This is a genomic window from Pseudomonas sp. ES3-33 (assembly GCF_000952175.1).
Taxonomy (GTDB): Bacteria; Pseudomonadota; Gammaproteobacteria; order Pseudomonadales; family Pseudomonadaceae; genus Aquipseudomonas; species Aquipseudomonas gregormendelii.
The window spans coordinates 38,665-58,364 of record NZ_JZRI01000103.1 but is presented as its reverse complement, the minus strand read 5'-3'; the positions used below and the strand labels follow the sequence as shown (position 1 = coordinate 58,364).

Sequence of the window (19,700 nt, the reverse complement as noted above, 5' to 3'; positions counted from 1 at the left end):
GAATGGGGGTTTTCTGAATTGCAGGCGTAAAAAAGGGCGACCGAAGTCGCCCTTTTTCTATGGTCTGACAGAACTTAGTTCTGTTTTTCCATTTGTGCACGCAACAGGTCGCCCAGAGTGGTAGGACCAGGAGCAGCGGTATCCGAAGCTGGCTTGTCGCGCAGGCTTTGGATTGCTTCTTTCTCTTCTTCAACGTCTTTCGACTTGATGGAGAGCTGGATTACACGGCTCTTGCGGTCAACGCTGATGATCTTGGCTTCTACTTCTTCGCCTTCTTTCAGAACGTTGCGCGCGTCTTCAACGCGGTCACGGCTGATTTCGGAGGCTTTCAGAGTCGCTTCGATATCGTCGGCCAGAGTGATGATGGCGCCTTTAGCGTCAACTTCTTTCACGATGCCTTTAACGATTGCGCCTTTGTCGTTCTCTTGAACGTACTCGGAGAACGGATCGCTTTCCAGTTGCTTGATGCCCAGGGAGATGCGCTCGCGCTCTGGGTCAACCGACAGGATAACGGTGTCCAGCTCGTCGCCCTTCTTGAAGCGGCGAACGGCTTCTTCGCCCACTTCGTTCCAGGAGATGTCGGACAGGTGAACCAGACCGTCGATGCCGCCGTCCAGACCAATGAAGATACCGAAATCGGTGATCGACTTGATGGTGCCGGAGATTTTATCGCCCTTGTTGAACTGGCCAGAGAAATCTTCCCATGGGTTAGATTTGCACTGCTTGATGCCGAGGGAGATACGACGACGCTCTTCGTCGATGTCCAGAACCATAACTTCCACTTCGTCGCCGACTTGTACGACTTTCGAAGGGTGGATGTTCTTGTTGGTCCAGTCCATTTCGGAAACGTGTACCAGGCCTTCAACGCCTTCTTCCAGCTCAGCGAAGCAGCCGTAGTCGGTCAGGTTGGTTACACGAGCGGTAACGCGAGTGCTTTCTGGGTAACGGGCTTTGATAGCAACCCATGGATCTTCGCCCAGCTGCTTCAGGCCCAGGGAAACACGATTGCGTTCGCGATCGTACTTCAGAACCTTGACATCGATCTCGTCGCCAACGTTGACGATTTCCGATGGATGCTTGATGCGTTTCCAAGCCATGTCGGTAATGTGCAGCAGGCCATCGACGCCACCCAGATCGACGAATGCGCCGTAATCGGTGAGGTTCTTGACGATACCTTTGACTTGTTGGCCTTCCTGCAGGGATTCCAGCAGAGCTTCACGCTCAGCGGAGTTCTCGGCTTCGAGGACGCTACGACGGGAAACGACAACGTTGTTGCGTTTCTGGTCAAGCTTGATGACCTTGAATTCCAGCTCTTTGCCTTCCAGGTGCGTGGTATCGCGCACAGGACGGACGTCAACCAGGGAACCTGGCAGGAACGCACGGATGCCGTTAACGTCGACAGTGAAGCCGCCTTTAACCTTACCGTTGATAACGCCCTTGACCACTTCCTCAGCTGCGAAGGCTGCTTCCAGAACGATCCAGCACTCAGCGCGCTTGGCTTTTTCACGGGACAGCTTGGTTTCACCGAAACCGTCTTCTACCGAGTCCAGAGCAACGTGAACTTCGTCACCGACATTGATAGTCAGATCGCCAGCGTCGTTGTAGAACTGCTCAAGCGGGATGAGTGCTTCAGACTTCAGGCCAGCGTGAACGGTTACCCAGCGAGCTTGGTAATCGATATCAACGATAACACCGGTGATGATGGAGCCTGCCTGAAGGTTCAGGGTTTTTAGGCTTTCTTCAAAGAGTTCCGCAAAGCTTTCGCTCATTTTAATTCCTGAGTATAAGGGCGAAGAATACGCCCATCTCCACATCCCAGACGACGTGGGTTACGTTCATTTAAAGAAGCACTGCAGGACTATGACTGGTCCCCTGTTGCGCTTCTTGGTCACCCGGCGATATCGCGAATGGCGATCTCGCTCATGATGCGTTGCAGCACCTGGTCGATGGATAATTCCGTGGAATCCAGCTGTATGGCGTCAGCCGCCGGCTTGAGCGGGGCTACCGCTCGCTGGGTGTCACGCTCGTCGCGGACACGTATCTCATCTAGCAGACTCGACAGACTAACACCATCGACTTTGCCCTTCAACTGCAAGTATCGACGGCGCGCACGTTCCTCGGCACTGGCGGTGAGGAAAATCTTCAATGGCGCGTCCGGAAAAACCACCGTACCCATGTCGCGGCCATCGGCTACCAGCCCCGGAGCTTCCTGAAAAGCCCGCTGGCGCTGCAGCAGAGCGTCGCGCACGGCCGGCAAGGCGGCCACTTGGGAAGCCCAGGCGCCGACCTGTTCGTTGCGCAAGTCATCGGTCACATCGTCGCCTTCGAGGATGATGCGCTGCGGATGACCTTCGGTTGCGCCGACGAACTGCACGTCCAGATGAGCGGCCAGCAGCTTCAGCGACTCTTCATTCGTCAGGTCGACACCGTGGTTGCGTGCGGCAAAAGCCAGCAGGCGGTACAGCGCACCGGAATCCAGCAGGCACCAGCCCAGGCGCTTGGCCAGTATGCCGGCGATGGTGCCCTTGCCCGACCCGCTTGGGCCGTCGATGGTAATGACCGGTGGCTTGATGTTCACGACTGAGCCTCTTGAGCAACGCGGATGCCGACCTGCGCGCACAGCGCGAGGAAGTTGGGGAACGAGGTCGCGACGTTCGCGCAATCATGGATGCGAATCGGCGCAGTGGCGCGCAGGGACGCAACGCTGAAGGCCATGGCAATCCGGTGGTCGCCGTGACCGTGCACTTCGCCGCCGCCAATCAGGCCGCCGTCGATGATGATGCCGTCCGGGGTCGGTTCGCATTTCACACCCAGCGCCAGCAGGCCGTCGGCCATGACCTGGATGCGGTCCGACTCCTTGACCCGCAGTTCTTCGGCGCCACGCAGGATGGTCCGACCTTCGGCGCACGCAGCTGCGACGAACAATACCGGGAACTCGTCGATCGCCAGTGGAACCAGCGCTTCGGGAATCTCGATACCCTTGAGCTTAGCTGCACGAACGCGCAGGTCCGCCACCGGCTCGCCGCCCACTTCACGCTGGTTTTCCAGGGTGATGTCGGCGCCCATCAGGCGCAGGATGTCGATCACGCCGGTACGGGTCGGGTTGATGCCGACGTGCTCAAGCACCAGCTCAGAGCCCTCAGCGATCGACGCCGCCACCAGGAAGAACGCCGAGGACGAGATATCGCCCGGCACTTCAATGTGGGTAGCGGTCAGTTTGTGCCCGGACTCGACCGACGCGGTAGCGCCCTCGACGCTGACCGGGTAGCCGAAGCCACGCAGCATGCGCTCGGTATGGTCGCGAGTCGGTGCCGGCTCGGTGACGGTAGTCTTGCCTTCGGCGTACAGGCCAGCGAGCAGCAGGCAGGATTTAACCTGGGCACTGGCCATTGGCATGGTGTAGGTCAGGCCTTTGAGCTTGTTGCCACCGCGAATGACCATCGGCGGACGACCTTCGGCCGCCGTCTCGATCACTGCGCCCATTTCGCGCAGCGGATTGGCGACGCGGTTCATCGGGCGCTTGGACAGCGAGGCATCGCCGGTCAGGGTGCTGTCGAAGTCCTGCGCAGCCAGCAGGCCGGACAACAGGCGCATCGAAGTACCGGAGTTACCCAGGTAGATCGGGCCTGGAGCAGGCTTGAGGCCATGCAGGCCGACGCCATGAATGGTCACGCGCCCGTGGTGCGGACCTTCGATCACGACGCCCATGTCGCGGAAGGCTTGCAAGGTCGCCAGGGCATCTTCGCCCTCGAGGAAACCTTCCACTTCGGTGACGCCTTCGGCGAGGGAGCCGAGCATGATCGAACGGTGGGAAATCGATTTGTCGCCTGGTACTCGAATCCGCCCAGTCAGGCGGCCACCAGGTTGTGCCAGGAAAATCAGGTCGTTGGAGTTCATAGCGTCCACATAAGCCCGGCGGGCCAGGATTTTACTGAAATGTTCGCGGGCAACCCGGGCGCGAGTGAATACGCCCAACAATTGGTGCCCATCCCCTGCATCGACCGCGTCGCGCAAGGCGTCGAGGTCGCTGCGAAATGTATCGAGTGTGCGCAGCACAGCTTCGCGGTTGGCGAGGAAGATGTCGTGCCACATGACCGGGTCGCTGCCCGCGATTCTCGTGAAATCGCGGAAACCGCCGGCAGCGTAACGGAAGATCTCAAGATTTTCATTGCGCTTGGCCAATGAATCGACCAAACCGAATGCGAGCAGGTGCGGCAAATGGCTGGTAGCCGCCAGTACTTCGTCGTGACGCTCGACCTGCATATGCTCGACATCGGCACCCAGTTCGCGCCACAGACGATCGACCACCGCCAAAGCGGCCGGATCCGTTTGCGCAAGCGGCGTCAGGATGACTTTATGGCGACGGAACAGCTCGGCATTGGAGGCTTCCACCCCACTCTGCTCGGAACCGGCGATCGGATGCCCCGGCACGAAGCGCGACGGCATGCCGCCGAACGCCTCGGTGGCCGCACGCACCACGTTGCCCTTGGCGCTGCCGACATCGGTCAGGATCGCCTGGCCCAAGTCCATGCCGGCCAACCGGGCGAGCATTTTCTCCATGGCCAGGATCGGCACGGCGAGCTGGATCACGTCGGCACCCTGACAGGCCAGCGCCAGGTCTTCTTCGCAGCGATCCACCACACCCAGCTCAACCGCCAGCTTGCGCGACTGCGGATCAAGATCGACCCCCACCACTTCGCGGCACAGGCCACTTTCGCGCAACCCCTTGGCAAAGGAACCACCGATCAAGCCCAGGCCGACCACCACCAGGCGCCCGATCATAGGCGCCGCAGGTTGCAGTGCAGTGACATCAACCACGGGCCAGAACCTTGGTCAGCGCCTCGAGGAAGCGGCTGTTTTCGGCAGGCAAGCCGATGGTGATGCGCAGGTGGTTCGGCATGCCGTAGTTGGCCACCGGCCGCACGATCACCCCTTCACGCAGCAACCCCTGGAAGACCGGCGCCGCAACGCGACCCAGGTCCACGCAGATGAAGTTGCCCTTGGACGGGATCCAGCTCAGCCCCAGCTCACGGAAACCCGCTTGCAGCTGCTGCATGCCGGCTTCGTTCAGGCGTCGGCTTTCAGCCAGGTAGTCGCTGTCCTGCAACGCCGCACACGCCGCGGCGAGGGCGAGGCTGTTGACGTTGAATGGCTGGCGCACCCGATTGAGCACATCGGCCACTACGGCGGTAGACAACCCGTAGCCAACGCGCAGCGCCGCCAGGCCATAGGCCTTGGAGAAGGTACGCGACACCAGCAGGTTCGGGTAAGCCGCCAGGTAGTCGAGGCCGTCCGGCAAGTCGCTGCCTTCGGCGTATTCGATGTAGGCCTCGTCCAGCACGACCAGCACATGCTCCGGAACGTCCTGGAGGAATTCATCCAGGGCTTCGGCGCCGAACCAGGTGCCGGTCGGGTTGTTCGGGTTGGCGATGAAAATCACGCGGGTATTGGCATCGATCGCCGCCAGCATGGCCGTCAGGTCGTGCCCCCAGTCTTTCGCCGGGATCACTCGCGCCTCGGCGCCAACGGCCTGGGTCACGATCGGATAGACGGCAAACGCGTGCTCGCTGAATATCGCGTTCAGGCCCGGCGCCAGGTAAGCCCGCGCGACCAGTTCGAGGATGTCGTTGGAACCATTGCCCAGGGTCACCTGATCAAGTTCGACGCGGCACTGCTGGGCCAGCAGGGTCTTGAGGGCAAAACCGTTGCCGTCCGGATAGCGGGTGAGCTCGGCCAGCGCTTCGCGGATGGCGGCCAGGACCTTGGAACTGGCGCCCAGCGGGTTTTCGTTGCTCGCCAGTTTGACGATGCTGGCCGGATCGATGTCCAGCTCGCGCGCCAGTTCGTCCACGGGCTTGCCCGGAACGTAAGGCGAAAGTTGTTGCACGCCCGGCTGTGCCAGAGCGAGGAAGTTACCACTCATGTGCTATCGCCCTTAGAGAACTGCTTTGGGGTAGGAGCCCAGCACTTTAAGCGCCACGGCCTCCTGACTGATCTTTTCCAGTACACCCTTGATCAACGGATCACGGTGATGGCCGACGAAGTCGATAAAGAACACATAGGTCCATTTACCACTGCGCGAAGGACGCGTCTCGATTCGAGTCAGGTCGATGCCATTGTCGTGGAAAGGCACCAGCAGCTCGTGGAGCGCGCCCGGCTTGTTGCTCATGGAAACGATGATCGAGGTCTTGTCATCACCGGTCGGCGGCACTTCCTGGCTGCCGATCATCAGGAATCGCGTGGAGTTATCCGGGCGATCCTCGATTTTCTCAGCCAGGCGCGTCAGCCCGTACAGGCCTGCGGCCATGTCACCGGCAATCGCCGCCGAGTTCCACTCGCCCTTGACCCGCTTGGCCGCTTCGGCGTTGCTGGAAACCGCCACGCGCTCGACGTTTGGGTAGTGCGCGTCCAGCCACTTGCGGCACTGGGCCAGGGACTGGGCATGGGAATAGATACGGCTGATGCTATCGGTCTTGGTGTTTTCACCGACCAGCAGATGGTGGTGGATGCGCAGCTCGACTTCGCCACAGATCACCATGTCGTGTTCCAGGAAGCTGTCGAGGGTGTGGTTGACCGCGCCTTCGGTGGAGTTTTCCACCGGCACCACGCCAAAATTCACCGCCCCCGCCGCCACTTCACGGAACACTTCGTCGATCGCCGCCATCGGCTTGCTGATCACTGCATGGCCGAAGTGTTTCATGGCAGCTGCCTGGGTGAACGTGCCCTCAGGGCCGAGGTAGGCCACTTTCAGCGGCTGCTCGAGGGCCAGGCACGAGGACATGATTTCGCGAAACAACCGCGCCATCTCTTCGTTGCCCAGCGGCCCCTGGTTACGCTCCATCACGCGCTTGAGCACCTGGGCTTCACGCTCAGGACGATAGAACACTGGCACTTCGCCTTCGGCCAGGGAGGCCATCTTTACTCGCGCAACTTCCTGGGCACACCGTGCACGCTCGCTGATCAGCTCCATGACCTTGGTGTCCAGGGCGTCAATGCGAACGCGCAGTGCCTTGAGTTCTTGCTCAGACATTAGCCGTGTTCCTTCTCGAACTCTGCCATGTACGAAATCAGTGCGTTGACCGCAACGATATCGACGGCGTTATAGATGGAGGCGCGCATGCCGCCCACGGAACGATGGCCCTTGAGGTTCAGCAGGCCACGTTCTTCGGCACCGGCCAGGAACGGCTTGTCTAGACGGTCGTCCGCCAGGCGGAACGGCACGTTCATCCACGAGCGGTCGGACTTGTTGATCGGGTTGCTGTACAGGCCGCTGGCATCGATAAAGTCATACAGCGTGCGCTGTTTCACTTCGTTGAGCTTGCCGATGGCCTCGACGCCGCCCTGCTCCTTGAGCCATTCGAACACCAGGCCGGACAGGTACCAGGCCAGGGTCGGCGGAGTGTTGTACATCGAGCCGTTGTCGGCCGCGACCTTGTAGTTGAGCATGGTCGGGCACAGGGAACGGGCGCGCCCGAGCAGGTCTTCGCGAACGATGTTGACCACGATACCGCTCGGGCCGATGTTCTTCTGGGCGCCGGCGTAGATCATGCCGAAGCGCGACACATCGATTGGACGCGAGAGGATGTCCGAGGACATGTCGGCAACCAGCGGGACGTCACCGGTTTCCGGGACCCACTGGAATTCCAGGCCGCCGATGGTTTCGTTCGGGGCGTAGTGGACGTAGGCGGCGTCTTTGGACAGCTGCCACTCGTTCTGGCCAGGAATGGCGAAGTAGTCGTAGGGCTTGGCAGTGCCGGCAACGTTGACGTGACCGTAGCGCGAAGCTTCTTCGATGGCTTTTTGCGACCAGATACCGGTGTCGATGTAGTCGGCAGAGCCGCTTTCCGGCAGCAGGTTCAGCGGAATCTGGGCGAATTGCTGGCTGGCGCCCCCCTGCAGGAACAGCACTTTGTAGTTGGAGGGGATATTGAGCAGATCACGCAGATCCTGCTCGGCCTTGGTGGCGATGGACACGAACTCATCGCTGCGATGGCTCATTTCCATGACCGACAGGCCCTTGCCATGCCAATCAAGGAGTTCACCCTGAGCGCGCTTCAGGACAGCTTCAGGAAGCGCCGCAGGACCGGCACAGAAGTTATAGGCTCTCTTGCTCACATCCAATCTCGCTCTGATTTGGTGGTAGTCACGCAATAAATCTGAAAACTGAAGACTCTGGAAACTCTGGATATCTGGACATGTTGATATCTGTAGGAGCTGCCGAGTGAAACGAGGCTGCGATCTTTTGATAGTACGGACAAGGCAAGATCAAAAGATCGCAGCCTCGTTTCACTCGGCAGCTCCTACGGGTTCTACATTCCATATTCAAACAGGCGAAACAACAAGGGGGCGAATTTTCATCCGCCCCCCTGTGTGTCCGCTTATTCCTGCGGTTCTTCGTCGGCTGCGGCGTCGAGTTGCTGGTCTTCACCAGCGTCGTCGATCACGACTTCACCGTCGAACACTGCACCTTCTTCACCTTCTTCCAGTTCTTCGCCCTCGACTTCCGAAGGCTCCTGGACCCGCTCCAGGCCTACCAGCGTTTCGTCGCTGGCCAGCTTGATCAGGGTCACGCCCTGGGTGTTACGACCCAGGCTGGAGACTTCGTCGACTCGGGTACGAACCAGGGTGCCCTGGTCGGAAATCAGCATGATCTCCTCGCCATCGAGCACCTGAACCGCGCCAACCAGGCGGCCGTTACGATCGTTGCTGACCATGGCGATGACGCCCTGACCACCACGCTTGTACTCAGGGAACTCGGAGATCGCCGTGCGCTTGCCGTAACCACGCGCCGAAGCGGTGAGGATCTGGCTGCCTTCTTCAGGGATCAGCATCGAAATCAGCTTCTGCCCTTCTGGCAGGCGCATGCCGCGCACGCCGCGGGCGGTACGGCCCATGGCACGTACGTCGGATTCCTTGAAGCGAGTGACCTTGCCGCCGTCGGAGAACAGCATGACTTCACGCTCGCCGTCGGTGATCGCGGCGCTGATCAATACGTCGCCTTCGTCCAGCTCCAGCGCGATCAGGCCAACGCTGCGTTGGCGGCTGAAGGATTCCAGCGGGGTCTTCTTCACGGTGCCTTTGGCAGTCGCCATGAAGATGAAGTGACCTTCGGTGTATTCCTCGACCGGCAGCATGGTGGTGATGTATTCATCACTGTCCAGCGGCAGCAGGTTGACCAGCGGACGACCACGGGCAGCGCGGGACGCTTCCGGGATTTCGTAGGTTTTGAGCCAGTACACCTTGCCTTTGCTGGAGAACAGCAGCAGCGTGGTGTGGCTGTTGGCTACCAGCAGGTGAGCGATGTAGTCCTCATCCTTGACGCCGGTGGCCGACTTGCCTTTACCGCCACGACGCTGGGCCTGGTACGCAGCCAATGGCTGGGTCTTGGCATAGCCACCGTGGGAGATGGTCACGACGCGCTCTTCTTCCGGGATCATGTCACCCAGGGTCAGGTCGAGACGGGCATCGAGGATTTCGGTGCGACGCACGTCGCCGTATTCGGCGCGGATCACTTCCAGCTCTTCGCGGATCACTTCCATCAGGCGCGTGGCGCTGTTGAGGATGCGGATCAGCTCGCCGATCTGGTTGAGAATCTCCTGGTATTCAGCCAGCAGCTTCTCGTGCTCCAGACCGGTCAGGCGGTGCAGGCGCAGTTCCAGGATGGCTTGCGCCTGCTCTGGCGACAGGAAGTACTTGCCTTCGCGCAGACCGTATTGCGGGTCCAGGGTCTCTGGACGGCAAGAATCAGCACCGGCGCGTTCGACCATCGCAACCACGGCGGAAGATTCCCACGCAGTCTTGATCAGGGCTTCCTTGGCTTCCGATGGTGTTGGCGAAGCCTTGATCAGGGCGATGACCGGGTCGATGTTCGACAGGGCAACCGCTTGACCTTCCAGGATGTGACCGCGTTCGCGGGCTTTACGCAGCTCGAACACGGTACGACGGGTAACGACTTCGCGACGGTGACGAACGAAGGCTTCCAGCAGGTCCTTGAGGTTCAGGATCCGCGGACGGCCGTCGATCAGCGCGACGATGTTGATACCGAACACTGCTTGCAGCTGGGTCTGGGCGTAGAGGTTGTTGAGGATCACCTCAGGCACTTCGCCGCGACGCAACTCGATCACGACGCGCATACCGTCCTTGTCGGACTCGTCGCGCAGTTCGGTGATGCCTTCGAGCTTCTTCTCTTTGACCAGCTCGGCGATCTTCTCGATCAGGCGGGCCTTGTTCAGCTGGTAGGGCAGTTCGGTGATGACGATCTGCTGGCGACCACCGACCTTGTCGATGTCTTCGATCGTCGAGCGGGCACGCATGTAGATGCGCCCGCGACCGGTACGGTAGGCTTCGATGATGCCGGCGCGACCGTTGATGATCGCGGCGGTCGGGAAGTCCGGACCCGGGATGTATTGCATCAGCTCATCGATGGTCAACTCAGGGTTGTCGATGAGGGCCAGGCAACCGTCGATGACTTCACCGAGGTTGTGCGGCGGGATGTTGGTCGCCATGCCCACGGCGATACCGCTGGAGCCGTTGACCAGCAGGTTGGGAATACGGGTCGGCATGACCGCCGGGATCATTTCGGTGCCGTCGTAGTTCGGCACCCAGTCCACGGTTTCTTTGTGCAGGTCAGCCAGCAGCTCGTGCGCCAGCTTGGTCATGCGCACTTCGGTGTATCGCATGGCTGCGGCGTTATCGCCGTCCACCGAACCGAAGTTGCCCTGGCCGTCTACCAGCAGGTAGCGCAGCGAGAATGGCTGCGCCATCCGAACGATGGTGTCGTACACCGCGGTATCACCGTGCGGGTGATACTTACCGATCACGTCACCGACAACACGGGCAGATTTCTTGTACGGCTTGTTGAAGTCGTTGCCCAGCTCGCTCATCGCGAACAGCACACGCCGGTGCACGGGCTTCAAGCCATCGCGCGCATCCGGCAGTGCCCGCCCGACAATTACGCTCATTGCGTAGTCGAGGTAGGACTGCTTCAGCTCGTCTTCGATATTGACCGGGAGGATTTCTTTGGCCAGTTCGCCCATGAGAAGCCTGATTCCTTTTTCTGGTGAAACCTCGTCACATCCATATGGGACGAACGAAGCTCGCCGCTGCAGGCTGAGTGCCATGCACCGACTTACGACAAATCACGAGTTATGCATGGATCTGCGCAGTAAAGACAGCCGCATCGGGCTACCTTGGAAACCGCCGAATGTTATCACAAGAGCCGCCACGCACCTATCCCCTTGATGCGCATGGAGTGTAGTTAGTTGACTGGTGGCGGGCTTGAAGAGGACGAGAGAGGCTCAGAGCTACTGAAAATGCAGAATCAGGCGCCAAATTACGACGGTTTACTGACTTTCAGACCCTAATCGCCAGCAGGCTGGCTCCCACATTGATCTGAAACGATCACAAACCCTGCAAGAGCCAGCCTTACTGACTTTCAGACCCTAGTCGCCAGCAGGCTGGCTCCCACATTGATCCGAATCGATCACAAACCCTGCAAGAGCCAGCCTTACTGACTTTCAGACCCTAGTCGCCAGCAGGCTGGCTCCCACATTGATCCGAATCGATCACAAACCCTGTGGGAGCCAGCCTGCTGGCGATGGCGTCCCGTGGAACGCCACTAATAATCAATGCAGACGCTTGCGGCACATCAACTGCGCCATCTTCGCGGTGTCCGGACGCTCGACAATGCCCTTCTCGGTCACGATCGCATCGATCAGGTCCGCAGGCGTCACGTCAAACACCGGGTTGAACGCATCGACATCCGCGCCGACCCGCTTGCCGCCGACTTCCAGCAACTCGCGCCCGTCACGCTCCTCGATCGGAATGTCGTCGCCGCTCGCCAGTTGCATGTCGATGGTCGAACTCGGCGCCACCACCATGAAGCGTACGCCGTGGTGCATGGCATTGACCGCCAGCTGATAGGTGCCGATCTTGTTCGCCACATCGCCATTGGCCGTGATCCGGTCAGCGCCGACGATGACCCAGGTAATGCCTTTGGTCTTCATGATATGCGCTGCCGCGGAGTCGGCGTTGACCGTGACCGGGATGCCTTCATTGGCCAGCTCCCAGGCCGTCAGCCGTGAACCCTGCAGCCACGGCCGGGTTTCGTCGGCATAAACGCGCTCGACCATGCCTTCGATGAACGCACCGCGGATCACCCCCAGCGCCGTGCCGAACCCGCCAGTGGCAAGCGCGCCGGTGTTGCAATGGGTGAGGATCGCCTGGGCGTTACCCTGGTGCTTGCGGATCAGGTCCACGCCCAGTTGTGCCATGGTCAGGTTGGCTTCGCGATCACTTTCGTGAATGGCAATGGCTTCAGCTTCCAGCGCCGCCAGCGGGTCAGCCTGACTCTTCACGCGATCAAGCCGATCATGCATGCGCCCCAGGGCCCAGAACAGGTTGACCGCAGTAGGTCGAGAGTCGGCCAGCAGGGCAAAATCCACTTCCAGCGCCGCATACCAGTCGCCGCCTTGGGCAACACGGGCGCGCGCCGCCAGCACGATGCCATAGGCCGCACTGATGCCAATCGCCGGAGCGCCACGCACCACCATCGAGCGAATAGCCTCGGCGACACCGGCGGCATCGGTATAGGCGATCCAGGTTTCCTCGAACGGCAGAACACGCTGATCCAGCAGGTACAGGGCGCCATCGCGCCAATCGATGGCCTTCACTTTCTCCGCAGCCAACAGTCGATCGCGCATTATTCACCCCGCACTCAGAAACAAAGCCGCCGATTATAGCGATCCCCCCGCCAAGACGCTCGGGTATACTTCGCCATCATTTACAAAAGCCCTGGAACCGATCCTCGATGCCGAACACTGCCGCTGCGCTCGACCTGTTGTTGCTGCCGACCTGGCTGGTACCCGTCGAACCCGCTGGCGTAGTCCTCAAGGAGCACGCCATCGGCATCCGCGACGGGCGCATCGTATTTATCGGCCCACGCAGCGCGGCATTGAAGCTTGAGGCCCGCGAAGTACGGGAATTGCCGGACATGCTGCTCAGCCCGGGCCTGATCAATGCCCACGGCCATGCGGCCATGACGCTGTTCCGTGGCCTGGCCGATGACCTGCCCCTGATGACCTGGCTGGAAAACCACATCTGGCCCGCCGAAGCCAAGTGGGTCGATGAAGAATTCGTGCGTGACGGCACCGACCTGGCAATCGCCGAACAGATCAAAGGCGGCATCACCTGCTTCTCTGACATGTACTTCTTCCCCAAGGTTGCCAGCGAGCGCGTGCACAACAGCGGTATTCGAGCGCAAATCGCGATTCCGATCCTCGACTTCCCCATTCCCGGCGCCAGCACGGCGGACGAAGCCATTCGTCAGGGCGTGGAGCTGTTTGGCGATCTCAAGCACCATGAGCGCATCAGGATCACCTTCGGCCCCCATGCACCCTACACGGTGGGCGACGAAAACCTGGAGAAAATCCGCGTGATCGCCGAAGAGCTGGATGCCTCCATTCACATGCACGTGCATGAGACAGCTTTTGAAGTGCAGCAGTCGGTAGAACAGCGCGGCGAACGCCCGCTGGCCCGGCTCGCTCGCCTGGGACTGTTGGGGCCGCGCTTCCAGGCGGTGCACATGACCCAGATCAGCGATGAAGACCTGCAACTGCTGGTAGAAAGCAATACCAACGTTATCCACTGCCCGGAGTCGAACCTCAAGCTGGCCAGCGGATTCTGCCCGGTGGAGCGTTTATGGCAGGCCGGGGTCAATGTAGCCGTGGGTACCGATGGTGCCGCCAGCAACAATGACCTGGATCTGCTCGGCGAAACCCGCACCGCTGCGTTGCTGGCCAAGGCCGTCGCCGGCTCGGCCACCGCCCTGGATGCCCATCGCGCGCTGCGCATGGCCACGCTCAACGGCGCCCGGGCGCTGGGGATCGATGCCGAAGTGGGTTCGCTGGAAGTCGGCAAGGCGGCGGACATCGTGGCGTTCGATCTGTCCGGGCTGGCGCAACAACCCGTGTATGACCCGGTTTCGCAGCTTATATATGCCACCGGTCGCGACTGCGTGAAACACCTGTGGGTCGCCGGCAAGCAATTGCTCGACGACCGTCGCCTGACCCGCCTTGACGAAGAGCACCTGTGTGCCACCGCCAAGGCCTGGGGCCAGCGCATCAGCGGCCGCACCGAATCGTAAGCCCCCCGGAACAGATTCCGGGGCAACAGGATTTTTCAAGTTTTAGAGGATTGAACCATGAGCAACGTCGACTACGCCGAAATCGCCAAATTCGAAGCCCTGGCCCATCGCTGGTGGGACCGCGAGAGCGAGTTCAAGCCGCTGCACGATATCAACCCGCTGCGGGTCAACTGGATTGACGAACGCGTCAACCTGGCCGGCAAGAAAGTCCTCGACGTCGGTTGCGGCGGCGGCATTCTCAGTGAGGCCATGGCCCAGCGCGGCGCGACAGTCATGGGCATCGACATGGGCGAAGCCCCGCTGGCGGTCGCTCAATTGCACCAGCTGGAATCGGGTGTCACCGTCGAATACCGGCAGATCACTGCCGAAGCCCTGGCCGAAGAAATGCCCGAGCAGTTCGACGTCGTTACCTGCCTGGAAATGCTCGAGCACGTACCGGATCCGTCCTCGGTGATCCGCGCCTGCTACCGCATGGTCAAGCCCGGCGGCCAGGTGTTCTTCTCCACCATCAACCGCAATCCCAAGGCCTACCTGTTCGCCATCGTCGGCGCCGAATACATCATGAAGCTGCTGCCTCGCGGCACCCATGACTTCAAGAAATTCATTCGTCCCTCGGAACTGGGTGCCTGGAGCCGCATGGCCGGCCTGACGGTCAAGGACATCATCGGCCTGACCTACAACCCGCTGACCAAGCACTACAAACTGGCCTCCGATGTGGACGTCAACTACATGATCCAGACCCTGCGCGAGGAGTAAGCCGATGCGTATCAGAGCGGTCCTTTTCGACATGGATGGCACGCTGCTCGACACCGCGCCGGACTTCATTGCCATTTGCCAGTCCATGCTCGCCGAGCGCGGCCTGCCGGCCATCAATGACAAGTACATCCGCGACGAAATCTCCGGTGGCGCCAAGGCGATGGTCGCAGCGACCTTTGCCATGGACCCGGAGGCGCCCGGCTTCGAAGCGCTGCGCCTGGAATTCCTCGAGCGCTACCTCAAGGGATGCGCGGTGCACAGCAAGCTGTTCGACGGCATGGGCGAACTGCTGGCCGACATCGAGAAAGCCAACCTGATCTGGGGCGTGGTCACCAACAAACCGGTGCGCTTCGCCGAGCCGATCATGCAGCAGTTGGGCCTGGCCGAGCGTTCGGCACTGCTGATCTGCCCGGATCATGTGAAGAACAGCAAGCCGGACCCGGAGCCGTTGATCCTTGCGTGCAAGATGCTCGACCTGGACCCGGCCAGCGTGCTGTTCGTGGGCGATGACCTGCGCGATATCGAGTCCGGCCGTGATGCCGGGACCCGCACTGCGGCGGTCACCTACGGCTACATTCATCCGGACGATAACCCGCGGCACTGGGGTGCGGATGTGGTGGTGGATCATCCGCTGGAGTTGCGCAAGGTGCTTGATAGCGCTTTGTGTAGTTGCTGATTAAAGTCAAAAGATCGCAGCCTTCGGCAGCTCCTACGCCGACCACTGTAGGAGCTGCCGCAGGCTGCGATCTTTTGGGCTCGCTAATGGTTTTTGTTCGAGGTTCTCATGTTTGATTATTCCGCCCCCCCCGACCTGCTCAACGGCCGGGTCATCCTGGTCACCGGTGCCGGCCGTGGCATCGGCGCTGCCGCAGCCAAGACCTACGCCGCTCACGGCGCCACCGTATTGCTGCTGGGCAAGACCGAAGCCAATCTGACCCAGGTCTACGACGAGATCGAAGCCGCTGGCCACCCGCAACCGGCCGTCATCCCGTTCAACCTCGAAACCGCCCTGCCCCATCAATACGATGAACTGGCGGCGATGATCGAAACCGAGTTCGGCCACCTCGACGGCCTGCTGCACAACGCCTCGATCATTGGCCCGCGTACGCCGATCGAACAGCTGTCGGGCGAAAACTTCATGCGCGTCATGCAAGTCAACGTCAATGCCATGTTCATGCTCACCAGCACCCTGCTGCCGCTGCTCAAGCTGTCCCAGGACGCCTCGGTGGTGTTCACCTCCAGCAGCGTCGGGCGCAAGGGCCGGGCGTACTGGGGCGCTTACGGTGTGTCCAAGTTCGCCACCGAAGGCCTGATGCAAACGCTGGCCGACGAGGTCGATACCGTTGCGCCGGTGCGCTCCAACAGCATCAACCCGGGCGCGACCCGCACCAGCATGCGCGCCCAGGCTTACCCCGGGGAAAATCCGCTGAACAACCCGACTCCCGAGGAGATCATGCCGGTCTATCTGTACCTGATGGGCCCGGACAGTTCCGGGGTCAACGGTCAGGCTTTTAACGCCCAGTAATACCGCACGTCGCCTTCGTGCCGCGCCGGCTTTTCGCCGCGGCACCTGTCAGGCGACGCAACTAACCCTTATTTAAGTCAAACATCCGTCACCGACTCCTGGCCAAACGCCTTAGCCAGCAGATAACCTGTTGATTTAAAGTAATTTTGATTCAAATGAACCGAATGGCATGAGTTTCGCTCTAACTTTGCTCAGACACGCGAGTGATAGCAGATAGGGGCAGGGCTCCAGTCGATAGGTTACTAATCGTCGGCAAAGCGGACTAGAATTGGCACAGATGTCCTACGGGACTGACGGATCAGTATGACGCGCAGCCCACAAGCCGCTCTCACCCAGCTTGTAAGACAGTCTTACTGCTCAGGGGCGCATGCAATATGAAATCACCTTCCCAGACCAACGCAATTGACTTCGACAGTGCCAAATTGCAACGCCTGGGCTTTGGTCAACAGCCCCGGATTCTGGAAAGGCCCATCAGTCTTGCGCAAGTACGCCAGCAGCTGGTGTTGCAACTGCAAACCAGCCTGGAACCACAGCGCATACTCGGGCTCTTCTTCCGCGAGATCCAGCGACTCGTGCCACTCGACGCCTTGAGCTACCAGCACAAGGCCAGCGACCTGCGCCTGGAATTCGGCCAGCGCGGCCACCACTCCATCAGCTACAGCCTGAGCCATGAGGGCGAACATCTGGGCGAGCTGACGTTCCGCCGCAATCAGCGCTTCACCGAACAGGAGCAGGGCAACCTCGAATCACTGTTGTCTGCACTGCTGTTTCCGATGCGCAACGCCCTGCTCTACCGAGTGGCCACGCAGAGCGCCTTGCGCGATCCGCTGACGGACACCGGCAACCGTGTCGCCATGGACCAGACGCTGCAGCGGGAGATCGACATGTCGCGCCGGCATTTGCAGCCGCTGTCGCTATTGATGCTGGACATCGACCACTTCAAGTGCATCAACGACACTCATGGGCACAGCGCGGGTGATGAAGTGCTCAAGGCCGTTGCTGCCTCGATCAAGGGCCAGTTGCGCAATGTGGACATGGTGTTCCGCTATGGCGGCGAGGAGTTTCTGATCCTGCTGTCCAACACCGGCCGTGAAGCGGCGGCCATGGTCGGCGAGCGCCTGCGTTTTGCCACCCAGACCAGGGAGTACCTGGCGGACGGTAAATCCATTGAATTGACGGTGAGCCTTGGCTGTTCGACCTTGCTGCCCGGCGAATCCGCCGAGAGCCTGTTGCGCCGGGCCGATAGCGCGCTGTACGTGGCCAAGCGCGAAGGCCGTAACCGGCTGGCCATGGCCGGCTGAGTTCGCCTGCGGGCACGCTGATGATGCGGCCCGCGGCGACTGTTTCAGCGCACTGCACCACGCAGCTCGCCCACCAGGTTCTGCAGCTTGGCCGGCTCGGCGTCCTCGACGGGCACTGCGGCCCCGGCCACCAGGGTCACCCTCGACCACAATCGACGAAATAATCCCTTGCCCGGATCGCGGCTGAAGAAACTTCCCCATAACCCCTGCAACGCCAGCGGAATCACCGGCACCGGTGTTTCTTCGAGAATGCGCGTCAAACCGCCCCTGAACTCGTTGATTTCGCCATCGACGGTCAGCTTGCCTTCCGGAAAGATGCACACCAGTTCACCCTCCTTGAGGTATTGAGCAATGCGCGTGAAGGCCTTCTCGTAGATCTGGATATCTTCCTGGCGCCCGGCGATCGGGATCGTCCCGGCTGTGCGAAAGATGAAATTGAGCACCGGCAGGTTGTAGATCTTGTAGTACATCACAAAGCGAATCGGCCGGCGCACCGCCCCGCCAATCAGCAAGGCGTCAACAAAGGATACGTGGTTGCACACCAGCAATGCCGCGCCTTCATCAGGAATCTGCTCCAGGTTGCGATGCTCGACGCGGTACATGGAATGGCTGAGCAGCCAGATCATGAAGCGCATGCTGAACTCGGGAACAATGCTGAAGATGTAGGCATTGACGCCGATGTTGAGCAGCGACACCACCAGGAACAGCTGCGGGATCGACAGCTCGACCATGCTCAGCAGAACGATCGAGACAATCGCCGAGACCACCATGAACAGCGCGTTGAGGATGTTGTTGGCAGCGATGACCCGCGCCCGCTCGTTCTCCGGCGTGCGCGACTGGATCAGCGCGTACAGCGGAACGATGTAAAAACCGCCAAATACGCCGAGTCCCAGGATGTCGATCAACACCCGCCAGGTATGGGCGAACCCCAGCACTTCAAGCCAGCCGTGGCCCGTGACGCTGTCCGGAATCCCGCCGGAATGCCACCACAGCAACAGTCCGAACACCGTCAGGCCAAACGAGCCGAACGGCACCAGACCGATCTCGACTTTGCGCCCCGAGAGCTTCTCGCACAGCATCGAGCCCAGCGCGATGCCCACCGAAAACACCGTCAGGATCAACGTCACTACGGTCTCGTCGCCGTGCATCCATTCCTTGGCGTAAGCCGGGATCTGCGTCAGGTAGATTGCGCCGACAAACCAGAACCACGAGTTGCCGACGATCGAACGCGACACCGCCGGAGTCTGCCCCAGGCCCAATTTCAAAGTCGCCCAGGACTGGCTGAAGATGTTCCAGTTCAGGCGCATCTGCGGGGATGACGCGGCAGCACGCGGAATGCTGCGACTGGCGAGGTAGCCGAGCACGGCCACGCCGATGATCGCGGTGGAAACAATCGGTGCGTAATGACTGGACGACATCATGATGCCGGCGCCGATGGTGCCCGCGAGAATCGCCAGGAAGGTGCCCATTTCCACTAGCCCGTTGCCGCCCACCAGCTCCTCATCGCGCAAGGCCTGGGGCAGGATCGAGTATTTCACCGGACCAAACAGCGCGGAGTGAGTGCCCATGGCAAACAGCGCCAGCAGCATCAACCACAGGTGGTCGAACATGAAACCCACCGCGCCGACCGCCATGATGGCGATTTCCCCGAGCTTGATCAGGCGGATCAGCGCGTCCTTGGCAAACTTCTCGCCGAACTGACCGGCCAGCGCCGAGAACAGGAAAAACGGCAGGATAAACAGCAACGCACACAGATTGACCCAGATCGAGCGATCGCCATCGATGGTCAGCTTGTACAGGATGGCGAGGATCAGCGACTGCTTGAATATGTTGTCGTTGAATGCCCCGAGGGACTGTGTCACGAAAAACGGCAGGAAACGCCGGGTGCGCAGCAAAGTGAACTGTGAGGGATGACTCATCTTCCGTGTGTCCCCGTGATGATTTTGGGTAATGAGTGGCGTCTAAACCAGTGCAT

At 60.5% G+C, this 19,700-nt stretch carries 14 protein-coding genes; 5 read left to right on the top strand and 9 right to left on the bottom strand.

All coding sequences use genetic code 11. The features are described from left to right. Positions 1-74 precede the first annotated feature (74 nt). The 8 genes from rpsA to mtnA all read right to left on the bottom strand — a co-directional run bounded on the left by rpsA (position 75) and on the right by mtnA (position 12,701). Positions 75-1,769 carry a 30S ribosomal protein S1 gene (gene rpsA / locus UB23_RS17665; protein ID WP_045060593.1) on the bottom strand — a complete coding sequence of 565 codons (1,695 nt, stop codon included), beginning with the start codon at positions 1,767-1,769 and terminating at the stop codon, positions 75-77. 119 nt (positions 1,770-1,888) lie between these two features. Further along, positions 1,889-2,578, bottom strand: a complete 690-nt coding sequence (gene cmk, locus UB23_RS17660) for a (d)CMP kinase (protein WP_045060592.1) — start codon at positions 2,576-2,578, stop codon at positions 1,889-1,891. Beyond that, positions 2,575-4,782, bottom strand: a complete 2,208-nt coding sequence (locus tag UB23_RS17655) for a bifunctional prephenate dehydrogenase/3-phosphoshikimate 1-carboxyvinyltransferase (protein WP_045060595.1) — start codon at positions 4,780-4,782, stop codon at positions 2,575-2,577. The genes cmk and UB23_RS17655 overlap by 4 nt, the downstream gene beginning before the upstream one ends. Before the next feature lie 28 nt (positions 4,783-4,810). Then, a complete protein-coding gene (hisC, locus tag UB23_RS17650) occupies positions 4,811-5,923 on the bottom strand; it encodes a histidinol-phosphate transaminase (protein ID WP_045060591.1) in 1,113 nt (370 codons plus the stop codon). A gap of 12 nt (positions 5,924-5,935) precedes the next feature. Next, positions 5,936-7,030, bottom strand: a complete 1,095-nt coding sequence (pheA, locus tag UB23_RS17645) for a prephenate dehydratase (protein ID WP_045060590.1) — start codon at positions 7,028-7,030, stop codon at positions 5,936-5,938. Then, entirely contained in the window at positions 7,030-8,115 is a 1,086-nt protein-coding gene (serC, locus tag UB23_RS17640) for a 3-phosphoserine/phosphohydroxythreonine transaminase (protein WP_045060589.1), read from the bottom strand. The genes pheA and serC overlap by 1 nt, the downstream gene beginning before the upstream one ends. Before the next feature lie 263 nt (positions 8,116-8,378). Next, positions 8,379-11,036, bottom strand: a complete 2,658-nt coding sequence (gyrA, locus tag UB23_RS17635) for a DNA gyrase subunit A (RefSeq protein WP_045060588.1) — start codon at positions 11,034-11,036, stop codon at positions 8,379-8,381. 588 nt (positions 11,037-11,624) lie between these two features. Continuing rightward, the gene (mtnA, locus tag UB23_RS17630; RefSeq protein WP_045060587.1) at positions 11,625-12,701 is read right to left on the bottom strand and encodes an S-methyl-5-thioribose-1-phosphate isomerase; all 1,077 of its coding nucleotides are present in this window, start codon (positions 12,699-12,701) and stop codon (positions 11,625-11,627) included. Between the two features lie 107 nt (positions 12,702-12,808). On the opposite strand from mtnA, the gene UB23_RS17625 reads away from it, so the two are divergent. From UB23_RS17625 to UB23_RS17605, 5 genes are all read left to right on the top strand, one after another. Next, positions 12,809-14,143: a TRZ/ATZ family hydrolase gene (locus UB23_RS17625; protein ID WP_045060586.1), complete on the top strand. Its 1,335-nt coding sequence runs from the start codon at positions 12,809-12,811 to the stop codon at positions 14,141-14,143. A 57-nt stretch (positions 14,144-14,200) separates the two neighbouring features. Further along, positions 14,201-14,899: a bifunctional 2-polyprenyl-6-hydroxyphenol methylase/3-demethylubiquinol 3-O-methyltransferase UbiG gene (gene ubiG / locus UB23_RS17620; protein WP_045060585.1), complete on the top strand. Its 699-nt coding sequence runs from the start codon at positions 14,201-14,203 to the stop codon at positions 14,897-14,899. Between the two features lie 4 nt (positions 14,900-14,903). Beyond that, complete coding sequence (gene mupP / locus UB23_RS17615; protein WP_045060584.1) at positions 14,904-15,575, top strand: N-acetylmuramic acid 6-phosphate phosphatase MupP; 672 nt, start codon at positions 14,904-14,906, stop codon at positions 15,573-15,575. A 108-nt stretch (positions 15,576-15,683) separates the two neighbouring features. Continuing rightward, complete coding sequence (locus tag UB23_RS17610) at positions 15,684-16,424, top strand: YciK family oxidoreductase (RefSeq protein WP_045060583.1); 741 nt, start codon at positions 15,684-15,686, stop codon at positions 16,422-16,424. Between the two features lie 374 nt (positions 16,425-16,798). Then, a complete protein-coding gene (locus UB23_RS17605) occupies positions 16,799-17,725 on the top strand; it encodes a GGDEF domain-containing protein (protein ID WP_045060582.1) in 927 nt (308 codons plus the stop codon). A gap of 44 nt (positions 17,726-17,769) precedes the next feature. Here UB23_RS17605 and UB23_RS17600 read toward each other — a convergent pair whose 3' ends face one another. Further along, positions 17,770-19,644 (bottom strand): MFS transporter, encoded by a 1,875-nt coding sequence (locus UB23_RS17600; RefSeq protein WP_045060581.1) that lies wholly within the window; start codon positions 19,642-19,644, stop codon positions 17,770-17,772. Between the last annotated feature and the right edge of the window lie 56 nt (positions 19,645-19,700).